We start from the raw sequence: 25,809 nt of genomic DNA, 5'->3' as shown, positions 1-25,809 counted from the left end.
AATATGGTGTACGATAGCTCTCATAATAAGAACAAGAGTCCATAATGAGAGTAAAGGTAGTTGATAATGAATTAATTGATTTAAGTGGGTCACTACTTATTAGTAGTGGTGCAATTCAATACGATTTCATTGAAGAACAGAAGAAGACTCAAGGTGTTGTTGTCTTCGATAATTGCCATAGAGCACTTCCGTTAGTTTCTGACTGGTTGACTGAAGAACTAAGTTTAAAACAGACCCCTCCCACCACAATTGATACGTACGCTAAAAACATTTCTTACCTACTTGATTACCTAAGAAATCAAAAACTTTATAAAAACATGCGACTTGATGACGCGTTTCTCGTTATACAGTCACACACTCTTCAAGAATATTTCTCGTATCTTAAAAATGAATCTCTATTGTCTTCTAAGACTATCCGCAACAGAGATGCTACATATCAGAGCTTCTTCAATAATTATCTTTGCATTCCGCGTCGTGATGGAAAGGCTATAAGAGAAGACAACCCATATGTTGAAGGATTGTTGTCTAATTCTGCGAAATCAAAAGTTGTAGAGATGTGTAGCCTGAACGAGCTGAAGGCTCTTATCTGGTGCTCTCATTCGGAAAGAGAGAGAGCATTGCTCCAGTTTATTTACGACACTGGTATTCGACGTACTGAAGTAACTAGGGTTAAAAAATCGGAAATTGACTTAGCGATAAATACAGACAAATCAGCACTCATTATTGATCATGACACAGTGGCTTACCCTTCTCACTACAAAGCTCTTCCAATAGCGGGATCAAAAGGTCGGAAACGAGAAATCAAGCACAGATTTACTCTGCCAAGTGTTGCGACGCTGGCAAGACTTAAGCGGTATTTTTCTACTCCAGAGTACCGGCGGCTGGCCAAAAAATATGGTAGCGACTCGCCTGCTTTTATTAACTCTGAAGGAAGACCTTACACTCCTTCATCGATCAATAAACTCCTCGAAAAGCTCTCTCGACGCGCATTGAAAAGTGGCTTAATTGATCGCCCGATTCATCCACACATGTTGCGACATGGATTTGCCGGATCACTGCTGCGTTCTCCAGACCTTGGGAGTCACAGTGTAGATAAGTTGGTTGTACTGCAACATTGTTTGGGACATGCACATTTGACTACGACTCAAATTTATACAGCCTTGCCATACGACATATATGGGCAGTATGCCGACAATAGTGGTGAGGTATTAACTAGAGCCAACTTGATGGAACTTGTGGCAACAAAAACGAAGAAAAAAGTTCCATTGAGGTAAATTTTATGACGACCAAACAATTCAAGCTAGTAGAAGACTACGTAAGAAGTATCATCGAAAACCCAAGCAAAGCTTGGGATGTTCCTATTGGGAACAAAGTCATTAAGGATGATTACTACGCAACAGCATCATATTCTCAACTAAGCAAGCAGCTTGGTGTTTCAACACAAGTCTTGCAAGGGTTAACAGCGGCTGCTGACCTATACAACCCGCTAATGAAAAAGCTCAATGATTTGCTCAAAAAGGAAGGTGTTTTAGTAAAGCATCAAATAGCTTCTGCTCTCGAAGTTCGCAGAAATGCGATAAATTGGTGGAAGTCATTAACTCTTGAAGATAAGAAAAACCTGACAACTTTTGGAAATTCGATAAGTTTTACCCGATATATCAAAAACTGGAGAGGTGGTGAAAACTACGAGATATTAAACGAGGTGAAAGACCAGCTAAATCAAGAGATGGTAGAGCTAGGTCTATTGAAAAATGATTACGTAAAGGTTAAAGACAGAGATGCCTTAAGAGATAAATCATTCTTACCTAACCAACAAGAAAGTAAGAAACGTTGGGAAGAGCTTGGGCAATTACCGTTAGAGTCTGTAGTTGATTTAGTAGTTCCAACTGAAGATACTGAGCCATTTGTACAACTCAAACAACTTGCAGCAGCACTTCAGCAAACAGTTTCCTCCAAATCAGCTAAAGACAACTTTCGAGATGGCTTCAATCACTTCTGCAATTTTTTGAAGAAGAATAGGATCAATGAAAATGAACTTCTTCAAAATATACTTGATGAGTTCAGTTTAAAGAGATTCAAAGAAGACTACGTACTACCAGCCCTTGACTCATCTGAAATGTCACCTAGCTCAGCCCCTACCATCATAAGTGTGATACGCGGATGCCTGCGACGGGCGAAATCAATTAAGGGGTTGGGCTTTCATGGATTTTATGATGTCGAGATGACTACTAGAGGCAGGACTGGTAATTACTATAAACCGTATTCACCAAAAGAAAGGGAAGCGATTAGTGCGGCAATAATGTCTGATATTAACGCGACAAAACAAATGCTTACTCCTTACCGCAAAACAGGCTTGGGTCAAAATCCTATTGATAACAATGGGTACATCAAGCTTGGCATGAGTACGTTGGATAATGCCAGATACCTGTTTGAAAACGAATTGAATTGCCAACCTGTGTTTTATCATACTGCTAAGTCGGCTCCAGAAAAGGCTTTTTTGTCTATAGTTCACGGAAGTGATACGGGGTTGCACGACCTATACAAGACTTGGGGAATTCTACCCATTGTTGATATCAATGTATTGGCTCCTTTCTTACTGCGACTAGCACAAATAACCGGCATGAATGCAGATCCGCTGTGTGATCTAACTCTTGACGATTTTCTATTGGAGCATCCCGCGACAGGTAAGCCATGTTTGCGTTATTGGAAAGAAAGAAGTACTGGCGAAAAGGAGCTACATCTAGATCTTTTTCAGGCTAAATTACAGTGGCTTACGCGAAAACAAAGTAAAGAAGTTCAAGACATATTTGAAACCGTTAAGTTGCTGACTGCGTCGCTACGAGATGATGCTCCAGAAGAATTAAAAAACGTGCTGTTCATATATAAAAGTAGTGGTCAGAACTCCTATGGTGTGGTGAAAACGATATGTTCTGCAAAACTGAGTCATGTATACAGCAACTTCGTTTCTAAACACCAGTTACAGGATGATAATGGCGAGACCATGAGCTTCAGCATTTCTCGTTTTCGTCCAACTTTTGTAAGTGAATTGGTCGAAGCTGGGGTAAGCATTCGAGAGATTCAACTGCTGTTGGGACATTCGAATATCGAAACAACGATGAATTATTTAGATCGTTTAGATTTTAATCGAATTGCTAGACAAAAGTTGAAGGAGACACTTGAAAATATTCACAAGAAAGTCATAACGCCAACCCAGAAAGGTGCGAATAAACATTCAAAAGAACGTGAGTTGATTATATTTTCAACACCGCTTGGAGGTTGTTCAAATTTGTTCTCTCCACCCGACTTTATCAAGAACTCCTCATTATATGTAGCAGGACAACCATGCTCTCAGTATAACAAGTGTCTAACTTGCGATAACGTCATGTTAATCGCAGAACATCTCCCGATGCTTTTTGCAATGAAGCGCGACTACATGATCCTGATGCAACGTAATCGCATCATGGAAACGCCCTACGGAATCGTAATTGAAGAGAATTTAGCAGTGCTTGATGAAATATTGAATCCGAAAAAGTCAGACTTTAGTGAAGAAGAGTTGGATAAAGGGGAGAGACTATCCCAGTTTGAACAAACAGCGTACGTAGACTGGATGGCCGCATAATTATGAATTTAGTAGAAACCAACATTGGCCTTTTAAACGAGTTAGGCAAGAACAAGGCATTCTTAATCCCCCTGTTCCTCAAATCAAATGTTTCAGAGAATAACCTCGATACAACGTCAAACTATCCAGTTGAACTTGTTGCCAGCCTAATGCTTATGAAGGTTACCAACTTGAGTCGATTTGGTGATGATATCTGGGATTACAATGAAGATGTCATAAATCCTGCAAGGTCAGTTGTCGGCGCAAAGTTAAGAATGAATTTTGTTCAGTATTCGAACATTCCTCCATATGTTATGACAGAAATGAAGTGCCTATTTCATTACGTATTAATGGCCCCTGCATCGTTCACTAAAGACCAAGGTTCGAAAAAGTCAGCGAAAAAATCATTGAAACCGAACACAGTAATCGCGCAGTTTGAAGGTGGGCTTCGATATCTGAACTTTGTGTTTAAAAGGCTTAATAAACACGGAGTTGAGTTCATACAAGATCGGTATAGATCTGTCACAGACATAATGGATGCAGACTTCAGGAAGGCTGCGCAATTATTTACATATCGGGTGGATGATCAAATTCATCAGTTTTTGAAGTACTTGTCCCATCCTTTTGCTGCAAGGGTACTTGGTGAGCAGATGAAGGTGGATTTTACTACTTTACAATGGCCTGAACAAAACCCAAAAAAGCGGAAGGAGCGCTTGGTATTTGAGAATGACGTTTTTGAGCAAAACGTTTACCATTCAACACAAAAAATTGTTGGCTTTCTACTCTCTCTAGAAGAAGAAGTTCAAGATAAGGTTGCACTTAGTCACTATGAGTACCTGTCTAAAAATAAGCGGAATACCTTTGATTTTACAAAAGATATTTTCAATGACTATGTGTTAATCAGACTTTTGACAAAAGGATATTCCGACGAATTCATTTCCCAGTTCTGTGATTTTTCTAAAGACTACCTTAATCCAAACGGAAAATTAAAATTTAACGAAGAAATCAGAAAAATCGCTAAGGCTAAGTATGGTATAGAACACTTTGATGATCTCAGAAAGGAAGTTAATGAGGTTTACTATGCATGTGCATACATCATCGGCCAGTTTAGCGGGATGAGGCCCAGTGAATCTGCGGAAGTGAAAATTTCATCGTGCTTAGTAGTAGATAATGGTTTTGACGTGATTTGTTCTAATGTAAAGAAAAATAAGCTCGAAAATTTAAAACTGTTTGATGACAAATGGGTAGCAATACCTATTATGAAAGATGCTCTAAGAGCAGCACTTCTTATTTCACAACTCAAAAACAATGATTATCTTTTTAGCAATGTAGATACAGTCAATCCAGATGCTAAAAGTAAGAATATGGCTCCGGGCGGAATCGCTAATTTCTTCAACAATTACTTTTCAATTATATATGGTGAAGAAAAAGCGAAAGAAATTAAATTCAATGCCTACATGTTGAGGCACACACTAGCCTATCAGTTACACAGAGCTGAGCTTGGCCTTCCTTTCATATCTTTCCAACTGAAACATGTTGTAGACGTTGTTGGAAAGTATACAAGTTTTGGCTCGACCTCTGGTACAACCTTAGGTTATGGCGAAATCGCAGAAAGAATTACACAAGACAAAGCACATAATAGAGAAATCAGACATTTAGCTGAAGTAGAGCGTATTAAAAGTTTAATGGACCCGAATGGCACTTATGTTGGCCCAAAGGCTAAGGAACATAAAGCTAGAATAACAGCAGTATTCAGGGGCTATATAGCGGCAGGCTATACCCCTGAGGAAGTGTTCGATGCGATGGCGGAGCAAGGCATGGCTGTTATTAATGTAGGTGGCGGCTTTTGCTTTGGTGGTGTCGAGGACTTCGATGAATCGTTACCTTGCATCGGTTCATTGAGATGTAATCCGATTCGATGTTCTAATGCAATAGTTTCACAGATTCATGCTCCAAAATGGAGAGAAATTGTGATTACAAATCGCGCTCTATTGAAAAAAGAAGGCTATGAAGATAGGCAAGATCAACTTTTATCGACTATCAGAGAAGCAGAAGAAGTACTTAGGTGGCTTGGCGAGGAAATAATCTTATGAGTGACCAAGCGTATGATGACAAAAACAAGGAAGATTACGACCAAATAACACTGTTGTTAAATGATGCGTTAAATAAGATAGAAAGTAATCCAAAGCTTCCTGCAACTCAAACCCAAGTATCTGAACTAACAGGTATACACAGAAACACTGTCAGAAATAGAGAGTTTCCAGCCAAACGGCTGGCGGATATTAAAAAGCTAAGGAAAGAAAAGGCTGCTGAGGAAACTAAGCTCAAGGCAGATAAAATATCAGAACTTACAGAGACGATTGACCAACTATCTGCCGAATTAGTTTATTGGTTTACTGAATACAAGAAAGCTAATCGAGATCGAGAAGATTACGAAAGGCAAGTAAAACTAAATAAAGAGAGCGCCACTTTTTACAAGTCAGCTTATGAAAAAGAGAAAGATAAAGTACGCGACTTGGAAGCCAAAAATGAATTATTGAAAGAATTAATGAGAGATAGTAAATGAAAGTATATTTAGAACTACTAAAAGATGTATTAGAAAATGGTGTAGACAAAGGGGATCGAACAGGTACAGGGACTAAATCTGTTTTTGGTCGTCAGATCAGACATGACCTCAAGCATGGTTTCCCTCTGCTAACAACTAAAAAACTTCACTTCAAGAGTATCGCCAACGAGCTAATTTGGTTCTTAAACGGAAATACCAACAACAACTGGCTCAATGAGAACGGTGTAAAAATCTGGGATGAATGGGCGCTTGAAGATGGTTCCCTTGGTCCAATATACGGCGAGCAATGGACAGCATGGCCGACGAAAGACGGTGGGACAATAAATCAAATCGACTATGTAGTGGATACTTTAAAAAATAATCCAAACAGTCGCAGAATCCTGTTTCATGGTTGGAATGTTGAGTTTCTTCCAGACGAAACAGTTAGCCCACAAGAAAATGTACGGAAAGGTAAAATGGCTTTGCCGCCATGTCACTTGCTGTACCAGTTTTATGTAGCAAATGGCAGGCTTTCAGGACAGCTTTATATTAGAAGCTCAGACATTTTCTTGGGATTACCCTATAACATCGCAAGCCTATCACTTTTGGTTCATATGCTTTGCCAGCAATGCGATCTTCAACCGGGTGAAGTGATCGTAAGTTTTGGTGATTTGCATGCCTATTCGAATCATATGTCGCAAATTCGCGAGCAACTAACTCGTGAGCCTCGTGGTTTGCCAACGCTGGAGTTCACAAGAAAGCCAGACAGTGTTTATGACTATCGATTTGAAGACTTCGTAATCAATAACTACGATGCTTTACCAAACATCAAAGCACCTGTGGCAGTTTAGTCCTCATACGAAGAAGAATAATAGATGAAAAAGTTAACTCTTGAAGATGTAATATCAATACTTAAAGACCCGTTTAAAGCCCTTGTGGTTGAGCCTATGGGAGCTTCAGCTTACATAGCAAACCAAGGCAATGATTGGAGTGTCATTGAGGAAGTTTCATTAAACGATGGTGTCCACACTTGGTTAACAGAGTGTGAGGAGCAGAAGGTCTTATTTTACGCGAGTTTCGAGCCTACTGATGATCCTTTTAACATAGTATTGCCGCACTTTTTTGATATCTGGCGAGATGTCTATGAGACAGAGCAGCCGAATAGTGGCAAAACCAGAGCTGCTGAAATTGGCCTTATAGAATAGCTAAGCTGCATCGTCGTTAATTACATACCTTCTTCCCGTTGTTTCGCCTCTTTGTGTTGAAAAAGCAGTGACATGAACTCAGCACTTTGAGGTGATAATTCCTGTGCCATCAGCCGGTTCCAAATACTTTTTGATTTTTTGTTTAAAGTAATTTTAAAAATAATTTGGAATATCTGTATTTTGGATCAATAATGCAAATATGTATGTTAGAGGTAGTTCGTATTGCAAGTCATAAGGCAGGACAGATTAGCTGATTTCACTGAAAGGTATGCAGAAAAGCGCATGGCTTTACAGTGCTGGCTGGCGGAAGCCAAGAAAGCTAGCTGGCGGTGTGCCGATGACATTTTGAATGATTATAAGGGGGCAAAAGTCTCGGACGCTGATGAAGTCACTTTCGTTATTGGGCGCGGGACGGTCAAGGTGGTTACCAAAGCCATTTTTAGAAAGAATATTTTACGAATTGACGAGGTTGGATTGTCGGTTTAACCAGAGATGGAACTCACAGGGCTGGCGGATGAAACATGAATATTAAAATTATCAGAAATAGTGAAGAGTATAAAAAAGCAACAGATTATCTGGACGAATTGTTAGCGTCGGGTGATCAAGAGGTTGACGACTTGATTGACGTCATGACCTTGCTTATCTCCAACTATGAGAAAGAGCATTTTGATATTGGTTTGCCTGATCCTGTATCTGCTATAGAGCACCGTATGGAGCAGCAGGGTTTAACGAAAAAGGACCTGATCCAATATCTGGGTAGTCAGAGCCGCGTCTCAGAAGTTATGAATGGTAAGGCAGCTCTGAGCCTATCAATGATCAAGAATCTTTATGAGGGGCTTGGTATTTCGTACGAAGTGCTGATGCAGGATCAAAAGCGTGAGCCTGATCAGCGTAAGGTGAACTACGAAGATTACCCAATCACAGCCATGTTCAAAAAGGGCTTTTTCCCCAAAGCGATAAAATCAGCTTCAGATGCAAAATCGAAGGCTGAAGAGCTAATTCGTGACATGTTTGAGACGGTTAAACTTACGCCATTTGCAATGGCTGGGGCACCTCATCTACGAAGCGCTGTTCATACAACGAATAAGCGCATGGATGACCTTGCACTTCAAGCATGGCAAGCGAAGGTGCTTCACCAGACACTTAATCACAAATTGCCAAAGTGCCAATTGGATTCCATCGATTTACCTTTCTTGAGAGAGACTTTAAAGCTTTCTCGTTTAGAGAATGGTCCGTTGTTAGCAAAAGAAGAACTAGCCAACAATGGTATTCACCTTGTATTCCAAGAGCATCTCCCTAAAACGTATCTTGATGGTGCGGCGATGTGGGGTGTGGATGGAAATCCGGTGATCGGGATGACAATCCGGTATGACCGACTGGATAATTTCTGGTTTGTTTTGATGCACGAGCTTGCTCACGTTTCTCGCCACCTTAAGGATTCAAAGGAAGCCTATTTTGATGACATTGATGGTGATAAAGATAACAAAGAGGATGAAGCTGACGAGATGGCGTTAGATGCACTTGTCGAAAAATCCGAGTGGGAAAAATACTGTGCGTTGCTTACTACGCCTGAGAGCGTCGTAAATCTGGCTAAGAAATTAATGGTAAGTCCTGCGGTTATAGCAGGTAGATACAGAAAAGAAGTAGGTGACTACAGAATTTACAACAGACTTATAGGAAGTAAAGAAGTTAGGAAAATGGTATTTCCGTAGGCGGGTATGGTGCTGCCCAAACAGTGCGCCAACACTGTTTGGGCGGAAAGTTGCCCAAAACCCAGCGAGGTGGACTCAGGAAGTTTCCTTGAAAAGCACGGCTAATTTAGTCGAAATCTCGAAAACTTTCAACCATCGCCTCCTAGATAACAATAAGGAGTGCGCTAATGGCTTCTAAGAACAAGTTGAAAGTTCCGAAAGGAATGAAGCTGATTTTTAGACCCTATCGCAAAGATCCTAAGTCTGGCCAGATGCTCTACGCGAGAAATCATGGCCTTAAGGCTTGGCCGATCCTTGTGCCTATAGAGACAGATTAAAAATCAGTAATAGAGTTGGGTCTCTATGAGACCCAACATTTTAATCAGCATTATTTCGAGATTAATAACATGACTAACCGTAAACAATCATCATCAAAAATGGCTTCTCAAGCCTCATCCATTCTGTCTGACAAAAGTTCTTCTCAGATCCAGAAATCACTTGCCGCTTCCGTTTTGAGCCAAACCAAGACTACACATCAAACTGGAGCGGCAATGGAATCTAAGGCATCGAGTGTCTTGCAAAGTGATAAGTATAGTGCGGAGACGAAGTCTTTAGCAGCATCTGTTTTATCACAGTCCAACAAGGCGCGATAACTGTAAGGGCAGTATTTTCTGCCCTTCTATTTTCAATTAATTCATACTGCATGCCGATTGACTAGCTGCATGCTTATTTTCATTAGTTGTTCCGAATTTAATTCCACTTCCTATCTTTGATTTCTTGCAATCATCGTCACTTTTGACGATACTAAAACTTGTACCAGTTAATAAAAGCAAACATCAGCGTTCATGTATCCGGGTGGAAAAGGTAAGTCGTATCAGCAGTTAATCAATCTCATGCCGGTACACAAAACATATATTGAGCCATTTCTAGGCGCGGGGGCCGTTCTAAGAAACAAACGCCCGGCCATGCTCAACATAGGCAATGACCTCGATGCAACTTGCATCGAGGGGGTAAAACATCTACATTACGCCGCTTTTTTTAACATAGATGCGTTGGAATTATTGCAAGGGCAAAGTTTATGCGAGAACACTCTCGTTTATTGCGATCCCCCATATCTGCACCAAACGCGTCGCAAGAAAAAGATCTATCGCTTCGAATATTCTGACTCACAGCACGAAGCATTGCTCGACTTTCTTACAAAACAGAATTGTAAGGTCATGATTAGCGGATATTTAAGTGACCTTTATAAAGACTATTTGAATAGTTGGAACTTCCATAGTTTCAGTAGTCAGACCCAAGCTGGGATACGTGAAGAATGTGCTTGGTTTAACTATGAAAAACCGACAATACTTCATGATCCAAGGTTCATGGGACATAGCTTTCGCGAAAGGCAGACGATCAAAAGAAGGCAAGATCGACTTAAGCAAAAGTTTCGTCAAATGAACCCAATAGAACGGTCTGCGATGATGGAATGGCTGAACAGTGAGTTCCCTTTAAACGAAGGTGAACAAAATTTATGAACCATCAACGCGCATATCTTACAGTTGGGAAAAGCCTGATCCATTTTGATATTCCTCATGAGCATTCAGAGGTCGTACCGGGTGTGAAATGGGGCAAAATAGTAGCGTTTCCTACCGTTGCCTACTGGCTATATACCGTACTCTCGAAACGATTAGATAACACCAATATCCAATACAAACTGGGGCGGTCACTCCATGAAGAAGTCGGTGCATGTTTGCTCGGCGGCCACGGGATACCCGCTGCGGTTGGGCTTGCCGCTTACGAACAGTTAAAGTCTCACGGTGCCTTTTCTGGCGTTGCTCATTCAGAAGAGCAGTTACTTGAATGGTTATCGCAACCAATTCATTTAAATGGGAAGGACATTAAATATCGTTTTGCAAAGCAAAAAGCTACATACCTACACCATGCCCTTAAGAGACTGAGTGAAGAAACACCTCCAACAGAGAGTGGAATGGCGCTGCGTAACTGGCTTACTGAAATCAAAGGTATCGGCCTCAAGACTGCCTCATGGATAGCTAGAAATTGGTTAGATGCTGATGATGTAGCTATCTTGGATATCCATATATATCGCGCAGGACTGCTCGGTGGATTTTTTGATGATAATTTCACTGTCGAGAAAGACTACCTTGCTTTAGAGCAAAGGTTTATTGAGCTTGCCCAAGCGATGGAGGTTCGTACTTCTGAGCTTGATGCTGTCATGTGGTATGAAATGCAGCAAAGTACATCTGTTAAGAGATTACTTGAATACAGAGAGCAGCTTAAGAATGGCCTAGTCGATAGTGGTACTGTTATCAGGAGAGTCCCCAAGAAACGCAAGGCCGACACCGAGCAACTCGCGCTTATCTGATAGCTTCGAGGCTTCAGATTCACCCATTATTCCAAGCTGACAGTAACTAAGCCCCAACGCCTGCGCGACAAGCGCATGCGTTGCACTTATTCCACCTGAGTGGCGGTATGCCAGTGACTGTGGGTTCTGGTATTTGCACTTCAATGATTCGAGGTCTGCAACATTCCAAATAATCCATGCAGTGTCTGTAGCAGGTATTAATTCATGGCACATATGTGCGATAAAGCCATCACAATCAATGTCATCTCCCAGAAAGCCTAGTTCATGTTTGAGAGGATCATAGGAGTACCATCTGCGATCAGAGGGCCGTCTTAGCAGCAGGTGCAGGGCATTCATAGCGCCGGGTGATGAACAATTCGTATAAGTGATTTCTTGGCCCAGCTCGTTACAGTCCGTTCTCTTAATTCTGTTCGACAGATAAAGAAATGCTCCGAGTTTCGCCAAATCAAGAGGAGCAAACTCTCTGGAAGATCTGCGAGATTCCAAGACATCTAAAAAGCTTTTTGTGACATATTTTGCTGCTTCAAGTTTGATTGGTTCGGTTGCAGTAAATCTGAAGGGTACACTGGGAAGCATATGCTTTTTCAGTGACGGCTCGCCGATATACACTTACAAAACCCCTAAATCATCAAGTGTGTTTTGATGTTTGTTACAACCCCTGCATTCGAAGCAGGGCAAATTAGCTTTGTGGCATGAGTGAGTCATGGCGAGCAAATGAGGCGGTAGTTTGGCAATCTTAATTAAATCTGACGCACTGTATTTGATACCGGGTGCGGTGATTATCAAGCCACCCTCCTGAAACGAGATCAAAGCATTGATCCTGTCTATAAACTCCGGTGATCCGTCTTTGTGATAGCTGTCTGAAGCAACTGTTCCAATTATGAGTTCTTTGCAACCAAGAGTTAGAGCCTTTGTTGCAGAAAGTGTTATCAGAAGCTGGTTGCGGTATGGCCACCAATCGCTTTCTGCGCCAACATCTAGCTTGCCTTTGCCTGCTAGATCTCCGCTTCCCAAAGATGAGCAATCAATATCAATCTCGACAAGTTGTATGTTTAGTTCGCGGCAGACTTTACGTGACGCTTCTCGTTCGGCTTTTGCTGGCAATTGTCCGTAATTGATGTTGAAAGCAATATCGGGTTGCTCTAAATAGGCCAATGTTGTTGAATCCATCCCGCCAGATAATAGTATTCCTTTCATTTTAAACACTCACATCCATGAAACTCTGTAGATAGACGTTGCGAAATCTCTCTCAATCAAACAGCCGGTGCCTTCGTACATTTTGAGGTGTTCATCAGAGCTTTTTTCACTGTAAATAACGACTGGCTTATTGGCTTTTATCGCATAGCCTATTTCGAACAATGTGCCGGGATCGTGGTCATCAAACAATGCGTACAGCACATCACACTCTTCGATTGCTTTAACGTCCTCTGGTGCAACTTCTTCAGCAGGACCTATGCCTAGCTCATGATATGGGCTGAAGACGTCCATTCCAGCCGCTTCTAGGCAGGCTTTACACTGGTTGATTAACCACATTTGCCCCATGTTGAAAAACGGCCCCGCTAAGTAAACTTTCTTCCGTTTAATTTCGCCATCGAATTGATGTGGTAAAAGAGTATCGACAAAGCTGGCTATGTTGCTGTCTGCTGTCATTGTGCCTTTTTCTACGTAAAAAGCTGTGGCAGCACTCGCCATTTTGGTTGATTCAATAACATCTAGTCCACGTGCATAGTGGTAGTGGGTGAACGCAGCTACAAACGAATCCCCTGAGCCGATAGGGCTGACTTTATGGGTTTGGTAAGCAGGCACCCATTCTGAGTGTTCATGATCACAGTAAACAAAGGCCCCTTTGGGACCACATTTTACAATAACAGCGCGGGTTGCCTCATAGTTTGATAGCCAATTAACCATCTCCTCAATGCTTTCTTCACCTTCTGCATTATGCCGCTTGAACAAGAGAGTGAGTTCTCGGCGATTGAGTACGTATATTAGGTTCTCAGCTTTCGCACCTTTTTCGGTATACAGATGAGGGCAATGCGTATTCTGTGGGTCATAAATAACATTTTTCGCCGACAAAACAGGTGTTTTTTCATACATACCAAAGAGTAGTGCATGCTCAATATTTGGGCTGTCTACTTCGAACAGTGGGAGTTCCGTGAAATGCGCAGCATTGGGGTAAATAATCGGTGTCGCCAGCGGATGGTCGTACAGAAACTCAGTGGTATGTTCTGCCGGATGGTTAGTTACCTTACAACCAGTAAATGCGAAAGACTCCGCAATTCTACTTTCATCGCTCTGAGCAAATGATGATATCAATTCTACTGAAGTTTGCTTTGATAATTGGACGATACAAAGTGCAGCACGACCAGCGGAACCGAGTAAACTTACTTGCTTCGGCCACGCACAGTACTCACGATATACACCGCCCATGACTGTGATATTCATGAGCGTCCTTATTCATTTGGTTGAACAAAAATACGAACAACACCGAACTCGATAGACCGAACTAAGCCGACAAAAGAAAACCCTTTTTCTAAGCAAGCCTTGAGACGAGCACCTTCCCTACCGATTCCGCCTAAAATCCTCTCTCCGTAGAAAACTGCCACAGTCTCTACACCGTTTTCTTGGATAAGACCGATATCAACAACAAAGTCTACGTCAATGTCTTCCAAAACATCTGGATCTACATTGGATACTTGTGTTTCAAATCTCAATTTACTGCAAACATCATCATTTACCACACCACCACCATTGCTTGGCGGAGTATATCTACCGCTATCTCCAGACATAATCACTCCCTTTTATTATATTTAAATACCCACACCCCATTGAACGCATCTAGCTGATTTTTGTCAAATATTCTTACCCGATAAATCTGGGAGAAGTGTTATCTTGAAGAGGTGTTAATCGTTAGCCTGAAACAGCATCCTTCTCAGAACTACGAAACAATGGGTATCTGAAGTAGTTATCATACTCTATCGCTGTGCAAGGCCGTATATAGGCCTCAAAATGCTTTCCGGCAATGATTATTGGGCTATAGATTGAATCTTCAAATTCTCTCATGGCGTCTGACAGTGAAGAGTAATATTCATCTTGAGTGTCAACCCTCTCGAAGCGCTCGTTGAGTTCAATAAGTTCAATACACAAGATGTTGTCTGCCAATCCAATGACACATTTTCCGTTTATGATATGGTCGTCGGTTAAATAAAGCTCACCAGCCGGAACCTTTTCAGTGCTATCGTTTATTGGGTATCCAATGGCGTAATACATACATTCGTTGGCTTCTATTAGCTCAAGCGGCGACATCAGATTTTCATCAAGAACAATTTCCAAACACGCGCTGAACTGATCTTCAAACTTCTTCTGAATTCGGTTCCTCTGGCTAAAAACCGGCTTAAATGCTGCTTGGAAAGCGTCAGGTGATGAATCAACGGATTTAAAATAGACATCTACAGCATGTTGCCAATTATCAAATCCCGCCCACATTAGCGGCGCTAATTTTGCTTTAGAGAACTCTTCCTTCAACTCTCGTACTTCATTCACTGTGTTGTTTGCAAATGAACAAGCTGAAACCGCTCTGGCAAGTACGACCTTGTAGGTCACGTTATTGATCTTACAAGTGCTGTAGATCACAGTATCATGCTGGTCACAAATGTCGGCAACCTGTCGCCATTTATTTAGTACTATATGTGGTTCGCACTGGGACAGGTTGCCTCGTTTCGAAAAACCAAAAATTTTCCAAATTAGATCTAACAGAGGAAGAGGACTTACCGGCGTCAACAAGAACTTAGAAAACCGCTCCAACAGATTTCCGATATTGTTCTCAAGAAAGCAAATCAGTTTTTTATCTGAGTTTGGATGGATCTTTGCAAAGGGGAATACTGTTGACTTAAGACTGTTGCTTTTTAACTTTTTATTTAAGTCCTCCCAGTCGTGAGACTGATAAATTGCTTTGGCAATGAGGTCTTTAGATTTGCTTAGAGGGAGATCCAACAGCTTTGAAGCACGTTTGCTCTGGAGGAATATATTTTTTGATAAATTATTGTCAGACATACTTACGCTACTCTCATTTTTTGAAAGACGTAACAAAAACACCTGCCTGAGCTTGAGCTACTAACGTAAATAAATTGTCTAGATGCATCGACTTCGGCCAGCTTACTAGAAGGGCAGGTCCGGGCTGTCTAGTCAACCCTGATGAATAATAGCAATCGTATCCGAAAATTTAAATTTTAATTTTTCCCAATGCCAGTTATTACTTCACTATCTAATGAAAACACTTCAAGCACTAAATCATTTATTCCAATTTCACCGGTTTCACAGATCGAACTTTGTGATAAAGAAACGACAATTTCACCGAATGACTCAACAAACTTTTCAAGAATTTCTTTGCTGGCATCTGGAGATACAGCGGCTAAGAATATTCTGCCTTCATAGTTTCCGTTAGAAATTTTCCGTCTTACGTCTGCAATAGCAATTTCATTGTAAAAGTGATTGGCAAGCAATTCGTGCGCTTGATTTTTTGGAAGGTTCAGTCTTCGTTCTAACCGTAGAGTTTGCCTTTTTATATTTGAAAGAAGCTTTGTTTTATCAAAGGTAACAGACATAGGTATCCTGCTGTCAGCAGATAGCCCATCGCGCTAGTCGGCTGATTACAGATTGCCATTCAGTTTGTCTGACGAGTGAATCGACTTCGTTTAGATGGTAACGTGCAGCTCGTCGCTACACGCGGGTATTATAAATTCCTGACTCACTATTGCTAGGAATTAGTATCAAAAGCCAACTAAATTGCAGTACAGACAGGGAGTAGCTACTATTTAAGTTGAAGCATAAAGGGGGTCTTATGACTCAAGCCAATGAAAAATACCCACACTTATCCGAAGTTCTCGCAGAACTTGAAGAGTTTGGTGTTAGTTTTAAGATAGAGCATGAAATTGCTGCCAAACAAGTTTCTGATAAAGTTTACACATTCGAGACGCATCCATTTTATTCTCAAATTGCTGATTATTCGGATGTTGAGATGAATGACGATTGATAGGTAACACTGTAACTATAAACTTTGTTTAATTTCCATTATTAATCACTCACTAGCCCTAGTGTCACTTGATTCGAAAGGGACAGCATGTTTTCACCTGTTCCATCTGCGTGCCTGCTTATTGGTTACATTGTAACGCCTAGCTAGCTCTTTGACTAAATCGTTATAAGTTTCGCAATCCAGTCTAGCTTGTAACCGCTTTAGTTCTTCGAAACGGTCGCGATCTAAAGTTATAGATACCTGCTTTGCTCCGAGTTTAGCTTTTCGTTCACGATATCGCTTAGTCTTCATCCAGCTTTGGATTCGATTGTAATCTTCAAGGGATAATTCAATAACAATCAAATGCAACTTGTATCTCTGCTCCTGAGTGTTGTCTGCACTACTGCTGTCTTTAAAAAAGCCACACATCGCATCATGACTATCGAGATCCCGTAAAAAACGATTTCCCTGAGAAAAATACTGCCTATAAAGCTCATATTTATGCTTATCAACTATTCTTGCCCTTGCTTGTTGAAAGTCTTCGCTCATTGAATCACCTAGATGGTTACCATGTAACTATTTTAGTAAGAATGAATGACCCGACAATGAATGTGGTGAAATAAATCACTCAAAGTTGATATCTAATGATGTTGGTTACAATGTAACTTAGATGGGGACTTGATTTAGTGTGACAGTAATAAGTAAAGTAGAAGTAACTTTTAATTAAAATCTTCAAGCTTTGCACTTGGTTACACCGTAACTTTAAAAACTGGAAGTTAACCCCTAAATTAAGTAGACAATAATGAGCATTAGCTATGAAGATATTGAAAAGAGTAAAAAGTTTGGGCAAGAATGCCACAAACAGCTTGTGAAAGAAGGCTTAGGAGTAAGACGCAGTTCCTCAGAATCCCGATTCGAAGGCATTTGTAAAGACAAACTAAAACCCGCCAGTGCTCCATATCGCAAAGTATGACAGGTAAATCTACCCCTCAAGAATACAGTCCTCTATCCAATATTTCCCAAATACGTTTCGCAACAGACATGTATCAATTTATTTGAAAATTGGTACAAATTATTTTTCGCTGTTGTGTCCATAAAACCTCCGTTTTCTGTACATCTTCATGTATATCTCATCTTGTTCAGATTTCGCTCGACAAATTGTTCACAAACTTGTTAACTTATCTATGTAAATTTAAGGTACGTTTTGCGATGATTATAGGTTATGCAAGAGTAAGTACAAATGATCAAAACCCGGCACTTCAAATTGATGCGTTGAAACAATTCGGTTGTGAACGAGTGTTTGAAGAGAAAGTTTCGGCAACATCAAAAGTGCGCCCACAATTAGATAGATTGGTGGACAGCATGAGAGAGGGAGATAAAGTCGTTGTCTGGCGATTAGACCGACTAGGCCGCTCAATAAAAGATCTGATCGCACTAGTTGAGTTATTCAAAGAACGTGGCGTTCAATTTGTTTCTCTAACGGAAAATATTGATACAAGCAGTCCATCCGGGGAACTTATCTTCCACATTTTTGCTTCCGTAGCTCAATTCGAACGCTCACTCATCATCGAACGAACTAAAAGTGGACTAACTGCCGCTCGTGCCAGAGGCCGAGTCGGCGGAAGGAAACCCTTGTTGTCAAAAGAAGATGTTAAGAAAGCTAAAGCACTAGCAGCAAGCAATGAAATTAGTATTAGTGAAATTGCTGAGCACTTTAATGTAAGTCGAACAACAATTTATAAATATTTAGATTAGTAGAATAAATGAGCACCGAGTTGTAGCTATAAATCGGAAGCTCTTCAATATAGAAAAGTTTAATTCATAGGCAAACTAAATGACTTTAGTCAAAATGCCACTTTTATCGGTAAAAGAACACTATCATTTAAGTTAAATAAAAGCTTCTTTAATATATAATGATGAAGATACAGCAATAGTTAATTCATTAGCTGTTAATTTTAAACAGTCACGTTTGAAGGCTAGGTCAAATCTCGAAGAAATCTTCCAACACAAAAAGTGAAGTCGTTATTCTATAGTGCCAATCTAGTCTTTACTGTTTACCTGCTGTTTAAAATGTTTTATAGTGGTCAGTGAGCAATTAAAGGTTTGTTAGATGCATAAACCCATTTCAAGATTCGTAGTTATTTTAGCTATGCTTGTTGCCTTTGTAGGGCAGGCATGGGCTTCTAGTGCTATGTCTTGTGAAATGATGGTTAGTCTGCACAAAACTCATGTTTCGAAGGAGCACTGCTCTATGACGGAGCACGGTTCGATGGAGCAGAATATGAGCAAAACAGGCGATTCCAAATCTGATGATTGCTGTAACGCAACGGGTTGTGTGTGCCCAGCCAGTGGTTGCACATCTGCTCCCATGTTGTTTACATCAATTAATATAGCCGATGTCATTACAACAAACGCAAAAGCCGTTGTTCAATACCACCAACAACCAGTCTCAATTATTTCTTCACTATATCGCCCACCAATTTTTGCCTGACACGGGATTAGTGCGTCCTCAATTCACGCACTACCAATATTACTTCCTGTTTATTAAATAGGTGCATTAACACCTATATTTTCCAGCAATGTCTGGGGGCAAAAAATGTTTAAAAAACGACTTCATAAAGCTGCATTGATGTTGCTGCTTTTTCCTTTGTTTGCAAGTTCTAATGAGCAAGTTGAGACAAACCAAGTTTTAGAACTATTGGTTTATAAAACACCTACCTGTGGGTGTTGTAAAAAATGGATATCACACATTGCGAATGAGGGAATCCGTGCATATTCAAAGGATTTTCAAATTATCAGCAACATCAAAAGCGAATACGGGATAGCTGCTAAATATCGTTCCTGTCATACGGCAGTTACGAGAGATGGTTTTGCATTCGAGGGGCACGTTCCAGCGAAATTTATAAAACAGTTCATGTCAGAGGAACATCCTGACGCTATAGGATTATCTGTTCCTGCTATGCCAGTTGGTTCCCCCGGTATGGAAATGGGGGATCAATTCAAGCCGTATACCGTTCTCATCCTGTTTAAAGATGGATCGAGCAAAGCGTATGCAGAAGTAAATACTTTTGAGGAGCAGTTTGAATGAAGCAACAATTAGCCATTTTGTCGAAACTATCAATTGCTGTAGCTTGTGGCCTCTTATCCTTAAACGTAAGAGCAGAGCAAGTTATATCGCTGGAGCAGGCCATTGCTATTGCACAGCAAAATGATCCTTGGCAGCACGGCAATAAACTTAAGCAAACTGCTTTAGAGGAGCGCAGTATTGCGTCTGGATCGTTACCCGACCCTCAGATATCCCTTGGCTTAGCTAATTTACCGACAGATACATGGAACTTCAACCAAGAGGGTATGACTCAGTTCAAAGTCGGTATATCGCAGATGTTCCCCAGAGGAGACAGTCTGGAAATTAAGCAGGACAGACTAAAAACGGCATCAACTAAGTTTCCCCTTCTACGTGAAGACAGACGCGCAAAAATCAAACAATCAGTTTCTGAGCTTTGGTTTGATGCATATCTTGCACAGCAAACAATCAGGCTGATTGAGAAAGAGCGCGGGTTATTTGAGCAAATGGCTGACGTGGTTAAGGCAAGTTACTCAAACGTCATCGGTAAGATAAGGCAACAGGATGTGATCCGTGCTCAATTAGAAATCGTTCAGCTTGATGACAGATTGACCGCAGAAAAGCAGAAATTTGAATCTGCAATTGCTCGATTAAATGAATGGCTGGTGATCTACAACAGTGACGATTTGAATCAGACCTACGACTTTGATCGTCAGACATCGGCCTTTAGCGTTTCTGAACAGTTGCCACACGTAAAACTGACAACCCCTGCACTTGTTGAAGCTAATAATTACTCGCGCAATGCATTAGCTAATGAGTTATTAGCACACCCTGCAATACTCGCAATCGATGTGGAGCAAGAAGTAGCGGATAAAGGAATATCTCTGACTAAACAGCAGTACAAGCCCCAATGGGGAGTTAATGCGAGTTACGGTTATCGGGACAATATGCAAAGTGGTGAAGGGAGGGCCGATTTATTTTCAGTTGGTGTCACATTTGATTTACCACTATTTACCGAGAATAAGCAAGATAAAGAAGTGGCTGCATCAATAGCGGAGTCTGAAGCGGTTAAAACCGAAAAATTGCTACTAGTTAAAAAGATGCTAAGTGCAATTGATAAGGAGTTGCAACAGCTTAAGCGCCTTTCACAAAGGCAATCCATTTATAACGATCTGTTGCTCAAGCAAACTCATGACCAAGCAGAGGCAGCTTTAACAGCCTATACCAACGATGATGGCGATTTTGCCGAAGTAGTGAGATCCAGAATCGCCGAATTGAATGCCAAAATATCATCACTTCAAATTGAAGTGGACACACTCAAAGCGATTACCCGCATTAATTATTTCCTGACCCAATCCACCGGCAATAACCATGTTGGGCGCAACCACCAATTTGGAGAAGAGTAATGTTCTTAAATAAAAAACTTATTGTTGCAACGATTATTGGCGCGGTATTAGGTGCAGGAGGGCTTAGCTTTTTCAAAAGTTATGATGACACCAATCAGAATTCTGCGAATGATTCGGAGCAAAAAAAGCCATTATATTGGGTCGCGCCAATGGATTCCAATTACCGTCGTGATAAACCCGGTAAATCGCCTATGGGTATGGACTTAATCCCGGTTTATGAAGATGCAACATCCAGTGATGATGCTGGCCCCGGTGCAATAAAAATATCCCCGAATGTGGTAAACAATCTTGGTGTTCGCACTGCAAAGGTTGAGATGAAGCCAATGCAGACTGAGATATCAACAGTCGGTTATGTTCAGTACGACGAGGATAAATTAATTCACATTCATCCTCGTGTAGAAGGTTGGATAGAGAGATTGTATGTGAAAGCGGCTGGAGATCCGGTAGAAAAAAATCAACCCTTATACACGCTTTACTCACCTCAGTTAGTCAATGCGCAGGAAGAGTTACTGATAGCACTAAAACGCAATGAAACTTCTTTGATCGCTGCGGCAAAAGAGCGCTTGAAAGCACTGCAATTATCCTCTCAATTTATCGCCGAACTGGAGAGGTCACGAAAAGTACAACAGAACATCACCTTTAACTCCCCACAAGCTGGCGTTGTTGATGGCTTAAACATCAGGGAAGGCTTCTATGTTAAACCGGGTACAACTTTATTGAGTATCGGAGTGCTGGATCAAGTGTGGGTTGAAGCTGAAGTTTTTGAGCGTGATGCCGGGTTAGTTCAACAAGGTCTGCCAGTATCAATGAAACTCGACTATTTGCCGGGGAAACAGTGGACAGGAGCTGTTGATTACATCTATCCAACACTCGACAGTAAAAATCGAACCTTACGTGTTCGGCTTAAATTTGACAACGCAGATTATCAACTTAAACCAAACATGTTTGCACAAATCACAATTCATACCAGTCAGGGCGGTAATGCTCTGCTCGTGCCCAAAGAGGCGGTTATCAGAACGGGTAAACAGGATCGTGTAGTGCTGGCGTTGGGTGAAGGCCAGTTCAAGTCTATTGCAGTGACCTTAGGACGAGAAGGTGCAGATAATATCGAAATTCTGAGCGGACTCAATCAAGACGATAAGGTTGTCACCTCTGCACAATTCCTAATTGACTCAGAATCGAGTAAAAGCTCCGATTTTAAACGTATGACTCACGATGAAGTACCCAATTCTATTTGGATGCAAGGTGAAATCAATAGTGTCATGGCAGCTCACCGTATGGTCAATATCACCCACCAAGCTGCTGAAGCTTGGGATTGGCCTGCAATGACAATGGATTTTGACGTTGCTGAAAGTGTCGATATCAAGGCACTTGAAGCCGGACAATCCTTACATTTTGAAGTGAGTAAAAAAAATGGTAACGGGTTTGAGATAACTGGCGTTCATATTATGGATAAGCCTGAAATCCCCTCTGCTACTGTATCGGGTGTGGTTAACGCTATTGATAGAAGAAGCCGTATTTTGAATATAAGTCGCGGCCCTATTGATAAGTGGAATAGAGAGGCTGCAACGATGGATTTCCACGTTGCGGATGATATTGACCTATCCAACATCGCAGCGAGTGATAAGGTGACCTTTACTTTTGAAGTAAGAGATGATCTGACTATCACCAATATCTCCCATGACAACGACGTTCAACAGCATAGCTCTGTTGATCATTCGTCACATTAATTAATGGGAGACAACTATGATCGAATCAATCATTAGATGGTCGATAGGTAATCGCTTCTTTGTCCTTCTGGCCACATTGATTTTAATTGGTGTGGGTCTGTTTTCGTTAAAGAACACCCCTGTCGATGCCATTCCCGATCTGTCTGACGTTCAGGTCATCATAAAAACCAACTATCCCGGTCAAGCACCACAGGTGGTGCAGGATCAAGTGACGTACCCTCTGACGACAGCAATGTTATCCGTACCCGGTGCCGTTACGGTCAGGGGCTATTCATTTTTTGGCGATTCTTTTGTTTATGTGATCTTTGATGAGAGCACAGATCTCTATTGGGCACGAAGCCGGGTATTGGAATACCTTAGTCAGGTTGCACCTTCTCTGCCAGAAAATGCCAGACCCCAGTTAGGTCCTGATGCGACGGGGGTGGGCTGGGTGTACCTATATTCCTTAGTGGACAGAACCGGCCAGCTCGATATAAGTCAATTACGTAGCATTCAGGATTGGTTCCTCAAATACGAATTGCAGACTGTACCCGGTGTATCTGAGGTAGCTGCGGTGGGAGGCATGGTTAAGCAGTATCAGGTTCAGGTCGATCCTGATAAATTGCGAGCCTACGGCATACCGCTAAGTCACATCCAGATGGCATTAAAGCGCGGTAATCAGGAAACTGGTGCATCAGTAGTTGAAATGGCAGAAGCCGAATACATGGTAACCGCCTCTGGTTATATCAAGAATATTTCAGACATTGAATCCATTCCATTGGGAATCAATTCACAAGGTACACCACTAACCATTGGTGATGTGGCGCAAATTACCCTTGGACCACAAATGCGCAGAGGCGTTGCCGAGCTAAACGGTGAGGGTGAAGTCGTTGGTGGTGTGGTGGTAATGCGTTTTGGTGAAAATGCGCAAAAGACCATTGATGGTGTCAAAGCCAAGCTCAAAGAGTTGCAAAAAGGTTTGCCTGAAGGGGTTGAAGTTGTCACTGTCTATGATCGTTCAGGTTTGATTGGAGAAGCAGTAGAAAACCTCTGGCATAAACTACTGGAAGAGTTTGTAGTCGTTGCCTTGGTTTGTGTGGTGTTCCTTTTTCATGTGCGGTCTTCACTTGTGGCTATATTCAGCTTACCGGTTGGCATATTGGCGGCATTTATCATCATGCACCTACAGGGCATTAACGCCAATATTATGTCTCTGGGCGGTATTGCTATTGCCATCGGGGCCATGATCGATGGCGCAATTGTTATGATTGAAAACATGCACAAGCATATGGAGAAAACCCCTCTTACTAAAGAAAACCGTTGGCAAATTGTCGCAGAATCCGCCAGCGAAGTCGGACCTGCTTTGTTTTTCTCGCTACTGATTATTACGGTGTCCTTTATTCCGGTTTTCACACTGGAGGCACAAGAAGGTCGGATGTTTTCCCCCTTAGCCTTTACAAAAACCTACGCTATGGCTGCATCTGCGGCATTGGCCGTTACGCTTGTGCCAGTGTTAATGGGCTATTTCATCAGAGGTAAAGTCCTGCCCGAACATAAAAATCCTATTAATCGGCTGCTCATTGCTGCTTATGTGCCGCTATTGAACTTTGTGCTCAGATTTCCCAAATCAACCATTCTGGTTGCAATTGGGGTCACTGTGATCGGGTTTTGGCCCATCAATAAAATTGGCAGCGAATTTATCCCGCCACTGGATGAGGGGGATCTGATGTATATGCCAACGACATATCCGGGTATTTCGATTGGCAAAGCGAGAGAGCTATTACAGCAAACCGACAAACTGATTAAAACTGTTCCTGAAGTTGAAACTGTGTTTGGTAAAGTAGGCCGCGCTGAAACAGCCACCGATCCGGCACCACTAACTATGATCGAGACCTTCATTCAACTTAAGCCTCGATCTGAATGGCGAGATGGCGTTACAACGGAAAGTCTTAAAAAAGAGTTTGATCAATTAGTTAAATTCCCCGGTGTCACTAATGCATGGGTGATGCCCATCAAAACGCGCATTGATATGCTGGCAACGGGAATTAAAACCCCTGTGGGCATAAAAATAGCAGGAGCTAATCTCGGTACGATTCAGGATATTGGTAAACAACTTGAAACCATACTAGCAGATGTGCCGGGGACGGCATCGGTTTACTCTGAGCGGGTTGCCGGAGGGCGCTATTTAAAAGTCGATATTAACCGTGAAAACGCCGCCCGATACGGACTGAATATTGCTGATGTCCAGCAGGTAGTTGCCTCTGCGATAGGTGGGATGAATGTGACTCAAACCGTCGAAGGGCAGGAACGCTATCCGGTCAACCTGAGGTATCCGCAAGACTACCGGGATTCACCCAAACAATTATCCCGATTACCCATAGTGACACCCAATGGTATGCGCATTGCCTTAGCGGACGTCGCGTCAGTGTACGTAGAAGACGGTCCTCCGGGGATCAAAAGTGAGAATGCCCGGATTAATGGTTGGGTATTTGTCGATATTGATGGTGTCGATATCGGCAGTTATGTACAACAAGCGCAACAAGCCGTAACCGACAAATTAGTATTGCCTGCCGGATACTCATTAAACTGGTCAGGTCAGTATGAATATATGCTTCGGGCAAAAGCGAAACTAACCTACGTTGTGCCTCTGACTCTCGCCATCATTATTGTCTTGCTGTATCTGAACTTCAGAAATGTCGCCGAAGTCGCTGTCATTATGGGGACGCTTCCATTAGCAATGGTTGGCAGCATTTGGTTGATGTATCTGCAAGAATTCAATTTCTCGGTTGCTGTTGGAGTCGGTTTTATTGCACTGGCAGGTGTGGCGGTAGAGATAGGCGTCATTATGTTGGTCTATCTCAATCAGTCTATTAACGCACTCAAAGCTCGTTGCTTGGCAGAAAATCGGTCGCCTGACATTGAGGAATTGCGAAAGGCGGTTCTGGATGGGGCAGGCATGCGCGTGCGCCCGGTTATGATGACCGCTGCCGCCATTATCGTTGGTCTTCTACCTATTTTATATGGCACCGGCACCGGCTCTGAGGTTATGAGTCGTATTGCAGCGCCAATGGTTGGTGGAATGGCAAGTGCCGTTGTACTGACGCTGCTTGTACTGCCTGCTATTTATTTTCTAATGCGCTTGCCTTCCATCAAGGCACTTCCACAAAAAGGAGATTAAGTGGTCATACTTTAACGTAAACAAAGCGAAACAAGAT

General features: G+C 41.8%; 23 protein-coding genes. 17 read left to right on the top strand and 6 right to left on the bottom strand.

From position 1 onward, the window contains the following. The first annotated feature begins 44 nt into the window (after positions 1-44). The 10 genes from H8B19_RS10415 to H8B19_RS10370 all read left to right on the top strand — a co-directional run bounded on the left by H8B19_RS10415 (position 45) and on the right by H8B19_RS10370 (position 11,407). Positions 45-1,274 carry a tyrosine-type recombinase/integrase gene (locus tag H8B19_RS10415; RefSeq protein WP_186506824.1) on the top strand — a complete coding sequence of 410 codons (1,230 nt, stop codon included), beginning with the start codon at positions 45-47 and terminating at the stop codon, positions 1,272-1,274. A 5-nt stretch (positions 1,275-1,279) separates the two neighbouring features. Beyond that, entirely contained in the window at positions 1,280-3,619 is a 2,340-nt protein-coding gene (locus H8B19_RS10410) for a site-specific integrase (protein WP_186506823.1), read from the top strand. 2 nt (positions 3,620-3,621) lie between these two features. Next, positions 3,622-5,691 carry a site-specific integrase gene (locus H8B19_RS10405; RefSeq protein WP_186506822.1) on the top strand — a complete coding sequence of 690 codons (2,070 nt, stop codon included), beginning with the start codon at positions 3,622-3,624 and terminating at the stop codon, positions 5,689-5,691. After that, positions 5,688-6,164, top strand: coding sequence for a hypothetical protein (locus H8B19_RS10400; RefSeq protein WP_186506821.1), 477 nt, complete (start codon positions 5,688-5,690; stop codon positions 6,162-6,164). The genes H8B19_RS10405 and H8B19_RS10400 overlap by 4 nt, the downstream gene beginning before the upstream one ends. Then, a complete protein-coding gene (locus H8B19_RS10395) occupies positions 6,161-6,994 on the top strand; it encodes a thymidylate synthase (protein WP_186506820.1) in 834 nt (277 codons plus the stop codon). Before H8B19_RS10400 ends, H8B19_RS10395 begins: the two co-directional genes overlap by 4 nt. Before the next feature lie 24 nt (positions 6,995-7,018). Next, a complete protein-coding gene (locus H8B19_RS10390; RefSeq protein WP_186506819.1) occupies positions 7,019-7,348 on the top strand; it encodes a hypothetical protein in 330 nt (109 codons plus the stop codon). A gap of 222 nt (positions 7,349-7,570) precedes the next feature. Next, positions 7,571-7,834: a type II toxin-antitoxin system HigB family toxin gene (locus H8B19_RS10385; RefSeq protein ID WP_186506818.1), complete on the top strand. Its 264-nt coding sequence runs from the start codon at positions 7,571-7,573 to the stop codon at positions 7,832-7,834. A gap of 35 nt (positions 7,835-7,869) precedes the next feature. After that, positions 7,870-9,060 (top strand): helix-turn-helix domain-containing protein, encoded by a 1,191-nt coding sequence (locus H8B19_RS10380; RefSeq protein WP_186506817.1) that lies wholly within the window; start codon positions 7,870-7,872, stop codon positions 9,058-9,060. An 824-nt stretch (positions 9,061-9,884) separates the two neighbouring features. Beyond that, positions 9,885-10,559, top strand: a complete 675-nt coding sequence (locus H8B19_RS10375) for a DNA adenine methylase (protein WP_186506816.1) — start codon at positions 9,885-9,887, stop codon at positions 10,557-10,559. Then, on the top strand, positions 10,556-11,407 hold the full coding sequence (locus tag H8B19_RS10370) for an 8-oxoguanine DNA glycosylase (protein WP_186506815.1): 852 nt from the start codon (positions 10,556-10,558) through the stop codon (positions 11,405-11,407). The genes H8B19_RS10375 and H8B19_RS10370 overlap by 4 nt, the downstream gene beginning before the upstream one ends. A gap of 609 nt (positions 11,408-12,016) precedes the next feature. Here the strand turns inward: H8B19_RS10370 and H8B19_RS10365 are convergent. From H8B19_RS10365 to H8B19_RS10345, 5 genes are all read right to left on the bottom strand, one after another. Then, positions 12,017-12,604, bottom strand: coding sequence for a 7-cyano-7-deazaguanine synthase (locus H8B19_RS10365; RefSeq protein ID WP_186506989.1), 588 nt, complete (start codon positions 12,602-12,604; stop codon positions 12,017-12,019). Between the two features lie 9 nt (positions 12,605-12,613). Beyond that, entirely contained in the window at positions 12,614-13,849 is a 1,236-nt protein-coding gene (locus tag H8B19_RS10360) for a PfkB family carbohydrate kinase (RefSeq protein WP_186506814.1), read from the bottom strand. An 8-nt stretch (positions 13,850-13,857) separates the two neighbouring features. Further along, positions 13,858-14,193 (bottom strand): hypothetical protein, encoded by a 336-nt coding sequence (locus tag H8B19_RS10355; RefSeq protein WP_186506813.1) that lies wholly within the window; start codon positions 14,191-14,193, stop codon positions 13,858-13,860. 121 nt (positions 14,194-14,314) lie between these two features. Then, entirely contained in the window at positions 14,315-15,457 is a 1,143-nt protein-coding gene (locus H8B19_RS10350; protein WP_186506812.1) for a hypothetical protein, read from the bottom strand. A gap of 176 nt (positions 15,458-15,633) precedes the next feature. Then, complete coding sequence (locus H8B19_RS10345; RefSeq protein ID WP_186506811.1) at positions 15,634-16,008, bottom strand: hypothetical protein; 375 nt, start codon at positions 16,006-16,008, stop codon at positions 15,634-15,636. Between the two features lie 236 nt (positions 16,009-16,244). Between H8B19_RS10345 and H8B19_RS10340 the strand changes: the two genes are divergently transcribed. Further along, positions 16,245-16,436, top strand: coding sequence for a hypothetical protein (locus H8B19_RS10340; protein ID WP_186506810.1), 192 nt, complete (start codon positions 16,245-16,247; stop codon positions 16,434-16,436). 93 nt (positions 16,437-16,529) lie between these two features. On the opposite strand, the gene H8B19_RS10335 is transcribed toward H8B19_RS10340, so the two are convergent. Continuing rightward, a complete protein-coding gene (locus tag H8B19_RS10335; RefSeq protein WP_186506809.1) occupies positions 16,530-16,964 on the bottom strand; it encodes a hypothetical protein in 435 nt (144 codons plus the stop codon). A 660-nt stretch (positions 16,965-17,624) separates the two neighbouring features. On the opposite strand from H8B19_RS10335, the gene H8B19_RS10330 reads away from it, so the two are divergent. From H8B19_RS10330 to H8B19_RS10305, 6 genes are all read left to right on the top strand, one after another. Next, a complete protein-coding gene (locus tag H8B19_RS10330) occupies positions 17,625-18,170 on the top strand; it encodes a recombinase family protein (protein WP_186506808.1) in 546 nt (181 codons plus the stop codon). Positions 18,171-18,525: 355 nt separating this feature from the next. Further along, the gene (locus H8B19_RS10325) at positions 18,526-18,906 is read left to right on the top strand and encodes a CopL family metal-binding regulatory protein (protein WP_186506807.1); all 381 of its coding nucleotides are present in this window, start codon (positions 18,526-18,528) and stop codon (positions 18,904-18,906) included. Positions 18,907-19,011: 105 nt separating this feature from the next. Next, positions 19,012-19,503 (top strand): DUF411 domain-containing protein, encoded by a 492-nt coding sequence (locus H8B19_RS10320; protein ID WP_186506806.1) that lies wholly within the window; start codon positions 19,012-19,014, stop codon positions 19,501-19,503. Continuing rightward, positions 19,500-20,885 carry a TolC family protein gene (locus H8B19_RS10315; RefSeq protein WP_186506805.1) on the top strand — a complete coding sequence of 462 codons (1,386 nt, stop codon included), beginning with the start codon at positions 19,500-19,502 and terminating at the stop codon, positions 20,883-20,885. The genes H8B19_RS10320 and H8B19_RS10315 overlap by 4 nt, the downstream gene beginning before the upstream one ends. Continuing rightward, positions 20,885-22,615: an efflux RND transporter periplasmic adaptor subunit gene (locus tag H8B19_RS10310; RefSeq protein ID WP_186506804.1), complete on the top strand. Its 1,731-nt coding sequence runs from the start codon at positions 20,885-20,887 to the stop codon at positions 22,613-22,615. Before H8B19_RS10315 ends, H8B19_RS10310 begins: the two co-directional genes overlap by 1 nt. Positions 22,616-22,631: 16 nt before the next feature. Then, a complete protein-coding gene (locus H8B19_RS10305; RefSeq protein WP_186506803.1) occupies positions 22,632-25,772 on the top strand; it encodes an efflux RND transporter permease subunit in 3,141 nt (1,046 codons plus the stop codon). Positions 25,773-25,809 lie beyond the last annotated feature (37 nt).

Source organism: Neptunicella marina (genome assembly GCF_014270035.1).
Taxonomy (GTDB): Bacteria; Pseudomonadota; Gammaproteobacteria; order Enterobacterales; family Alteromonadaceae; genus Neptunicella; species Neptunicella marina.
Note: the sequence above shows the minus strand (reverse complement) of the source record. Positions and strands in the feature narration are given on the sequence as shown.

Bases quoted from the DNA above. Each gene is read 5' to 3' on its own strand.
- H8B19_RS10415 (WP_186506824.1), top strand. From the start codon at position 45: ATGAGAGTAAAGGTAGTTGATAATGAATTAATTGATTTAAGTGGGTCA.
- H8B19_RS10410 (WP_186506823.1), top strand. From the start codon at position 1,280: ATGACGACCAAACAATTCAAGCTAGTAGAAGACTACGTAAGAAGTATC.
- H8B19_RS10405 (WP_186506822.1), top strand. From the start codon at position 3,622: ATGAATTTAGTAGAAACCAACATTGGCCTTTTAAACGAGTTAGGCAAG.
- H8B19_RS10400 (WP_186506821.1), top strand. From the start codon at position 5,688: ATGAGTGACCAAGCGTATGATGACAAAAACAAGGAAGATTACGACCAA.
- H8B19_RS10395 (WP_186506820.1), top strand. From the start codon at position 6,161: ATGAAAGTATATTTAGAACTACTAAAAGATGTATTAGAAAATGGTGTA.
- H8B19_RS10390 (WP_186506819.1), top strand. From the start codon at position 7,019: ATGAAAAAGTTAACTCTTGAAGATGTAATATCAATACTTAAAGACCCG.
- H8B19_RS10380 (WP_186506817.1), top strand. From the start codon at position 7,870: ATGAATATTAAAATTATCAGAAATAGTGAAGAGTATAAAAAAGCAACA.
- H8B19_RS10375 (WP_186506816.1), top strand. From the start codon at position 9,885: ATGTATCCGGGTGGAAAAGGTAAGTCGTATCAGCAGTTAATCAATCTC.
- H8B19_RS10370 (WP_186506815.1), top strand. From the start codon at position 10,556: ATGAACCATCAACGCGCATATCTTACAGTTGGGAAAAGCCTGATCCAT.
- H8B19_RS10365 (WP_186506989.1), bottom strand. From the start codon at position 12,604: ATGAAAGGAATACTATTATCTGGCGGGATGGATTCAACAACATTGGCC.
- H8B19_RS10360 (WP_186506814.1), bottom strand. From the start codon at position 13,849: ATGAATATCACAGTCATGGGCGGTGTATATCGTGAGTACTGTGCGTGG.
- H8B19_RS10355 (WP_186506813.1), bottom strand. From the start codon at position 14,193: ATGTCTGGAGATAGCGGTAGATATACTCCGCCAAGCAATGGTGGTGGT.
- H8B19_RS10350 (WP_186506812.1), bottom strand. From the start codon at position 15,457: ATGTCTGACAATAATTTATCAAAAAATATATTCCTCCAGAGCAAACGT.
- H8B19_RS10345 (WP_186506811.1), bottom strand. From the start codon at position 16,008: ATGTCTGTTACCTTTGATAAAACAAAGCTTCTTTCAAATATAAAAAGG.
- H8B19_RS10340 (WP_186506810.1), top strand. From the start codon at position 16,245: ATGACTCAAGCCAATGAAAAATACCCACACTTATCCGAAGTTCTCGCA.
- H8B19_RS10335 (WP_186506809.1), bottom strand. From the start codon at position 16,964: ATGAGCGAAGACTTTCAACAAGCAAGGGCAAGAATAGTTGATAAGCAT.
- H8B19_RS10330 (WP_186506808.1), top strand. From the start codon at position 17,625: ATGATTATAGGTTATGCAAGAGTAAGTACAAATGATCAAAACCCGGCA.
- H8B19_RS10325 (WP_186506807.1), top strand. From the start codon at position 18,526: ATGCATAAACCCATTTCAAGATTCGTAGTTATTTTAGCTATGCTTGTT.
- H8B19_RS10320 (WP_186506806.1), top strand. From the start codon at position 19,012: ATGTTTAAAAAACGACTTCATAAAGCTGCATTGATGTTGCTGCTTTTT.
- H8B19_RS10315 (WP_186506805.1), top strand. From the start codon at position 19,500: ATGAAGCAACAATTAGCCATTTTGTCGAAACTATCAATTGCTGTAGCT.
- H8B19_RS10310 (WP_186506804.1), top strand. From the start codon at position 20,885: ATGTTCTTAAATAAAAAACTTATTGTTGCAACGATTATTGGCGCGGTA.
- H8B19_RS10305 (WP_186506803.1), top strand. From the start codon at position 22,632: ATGATCGAATCAATCATTAGATGGTCGATAGGTAATCGCTTCTTTGTC.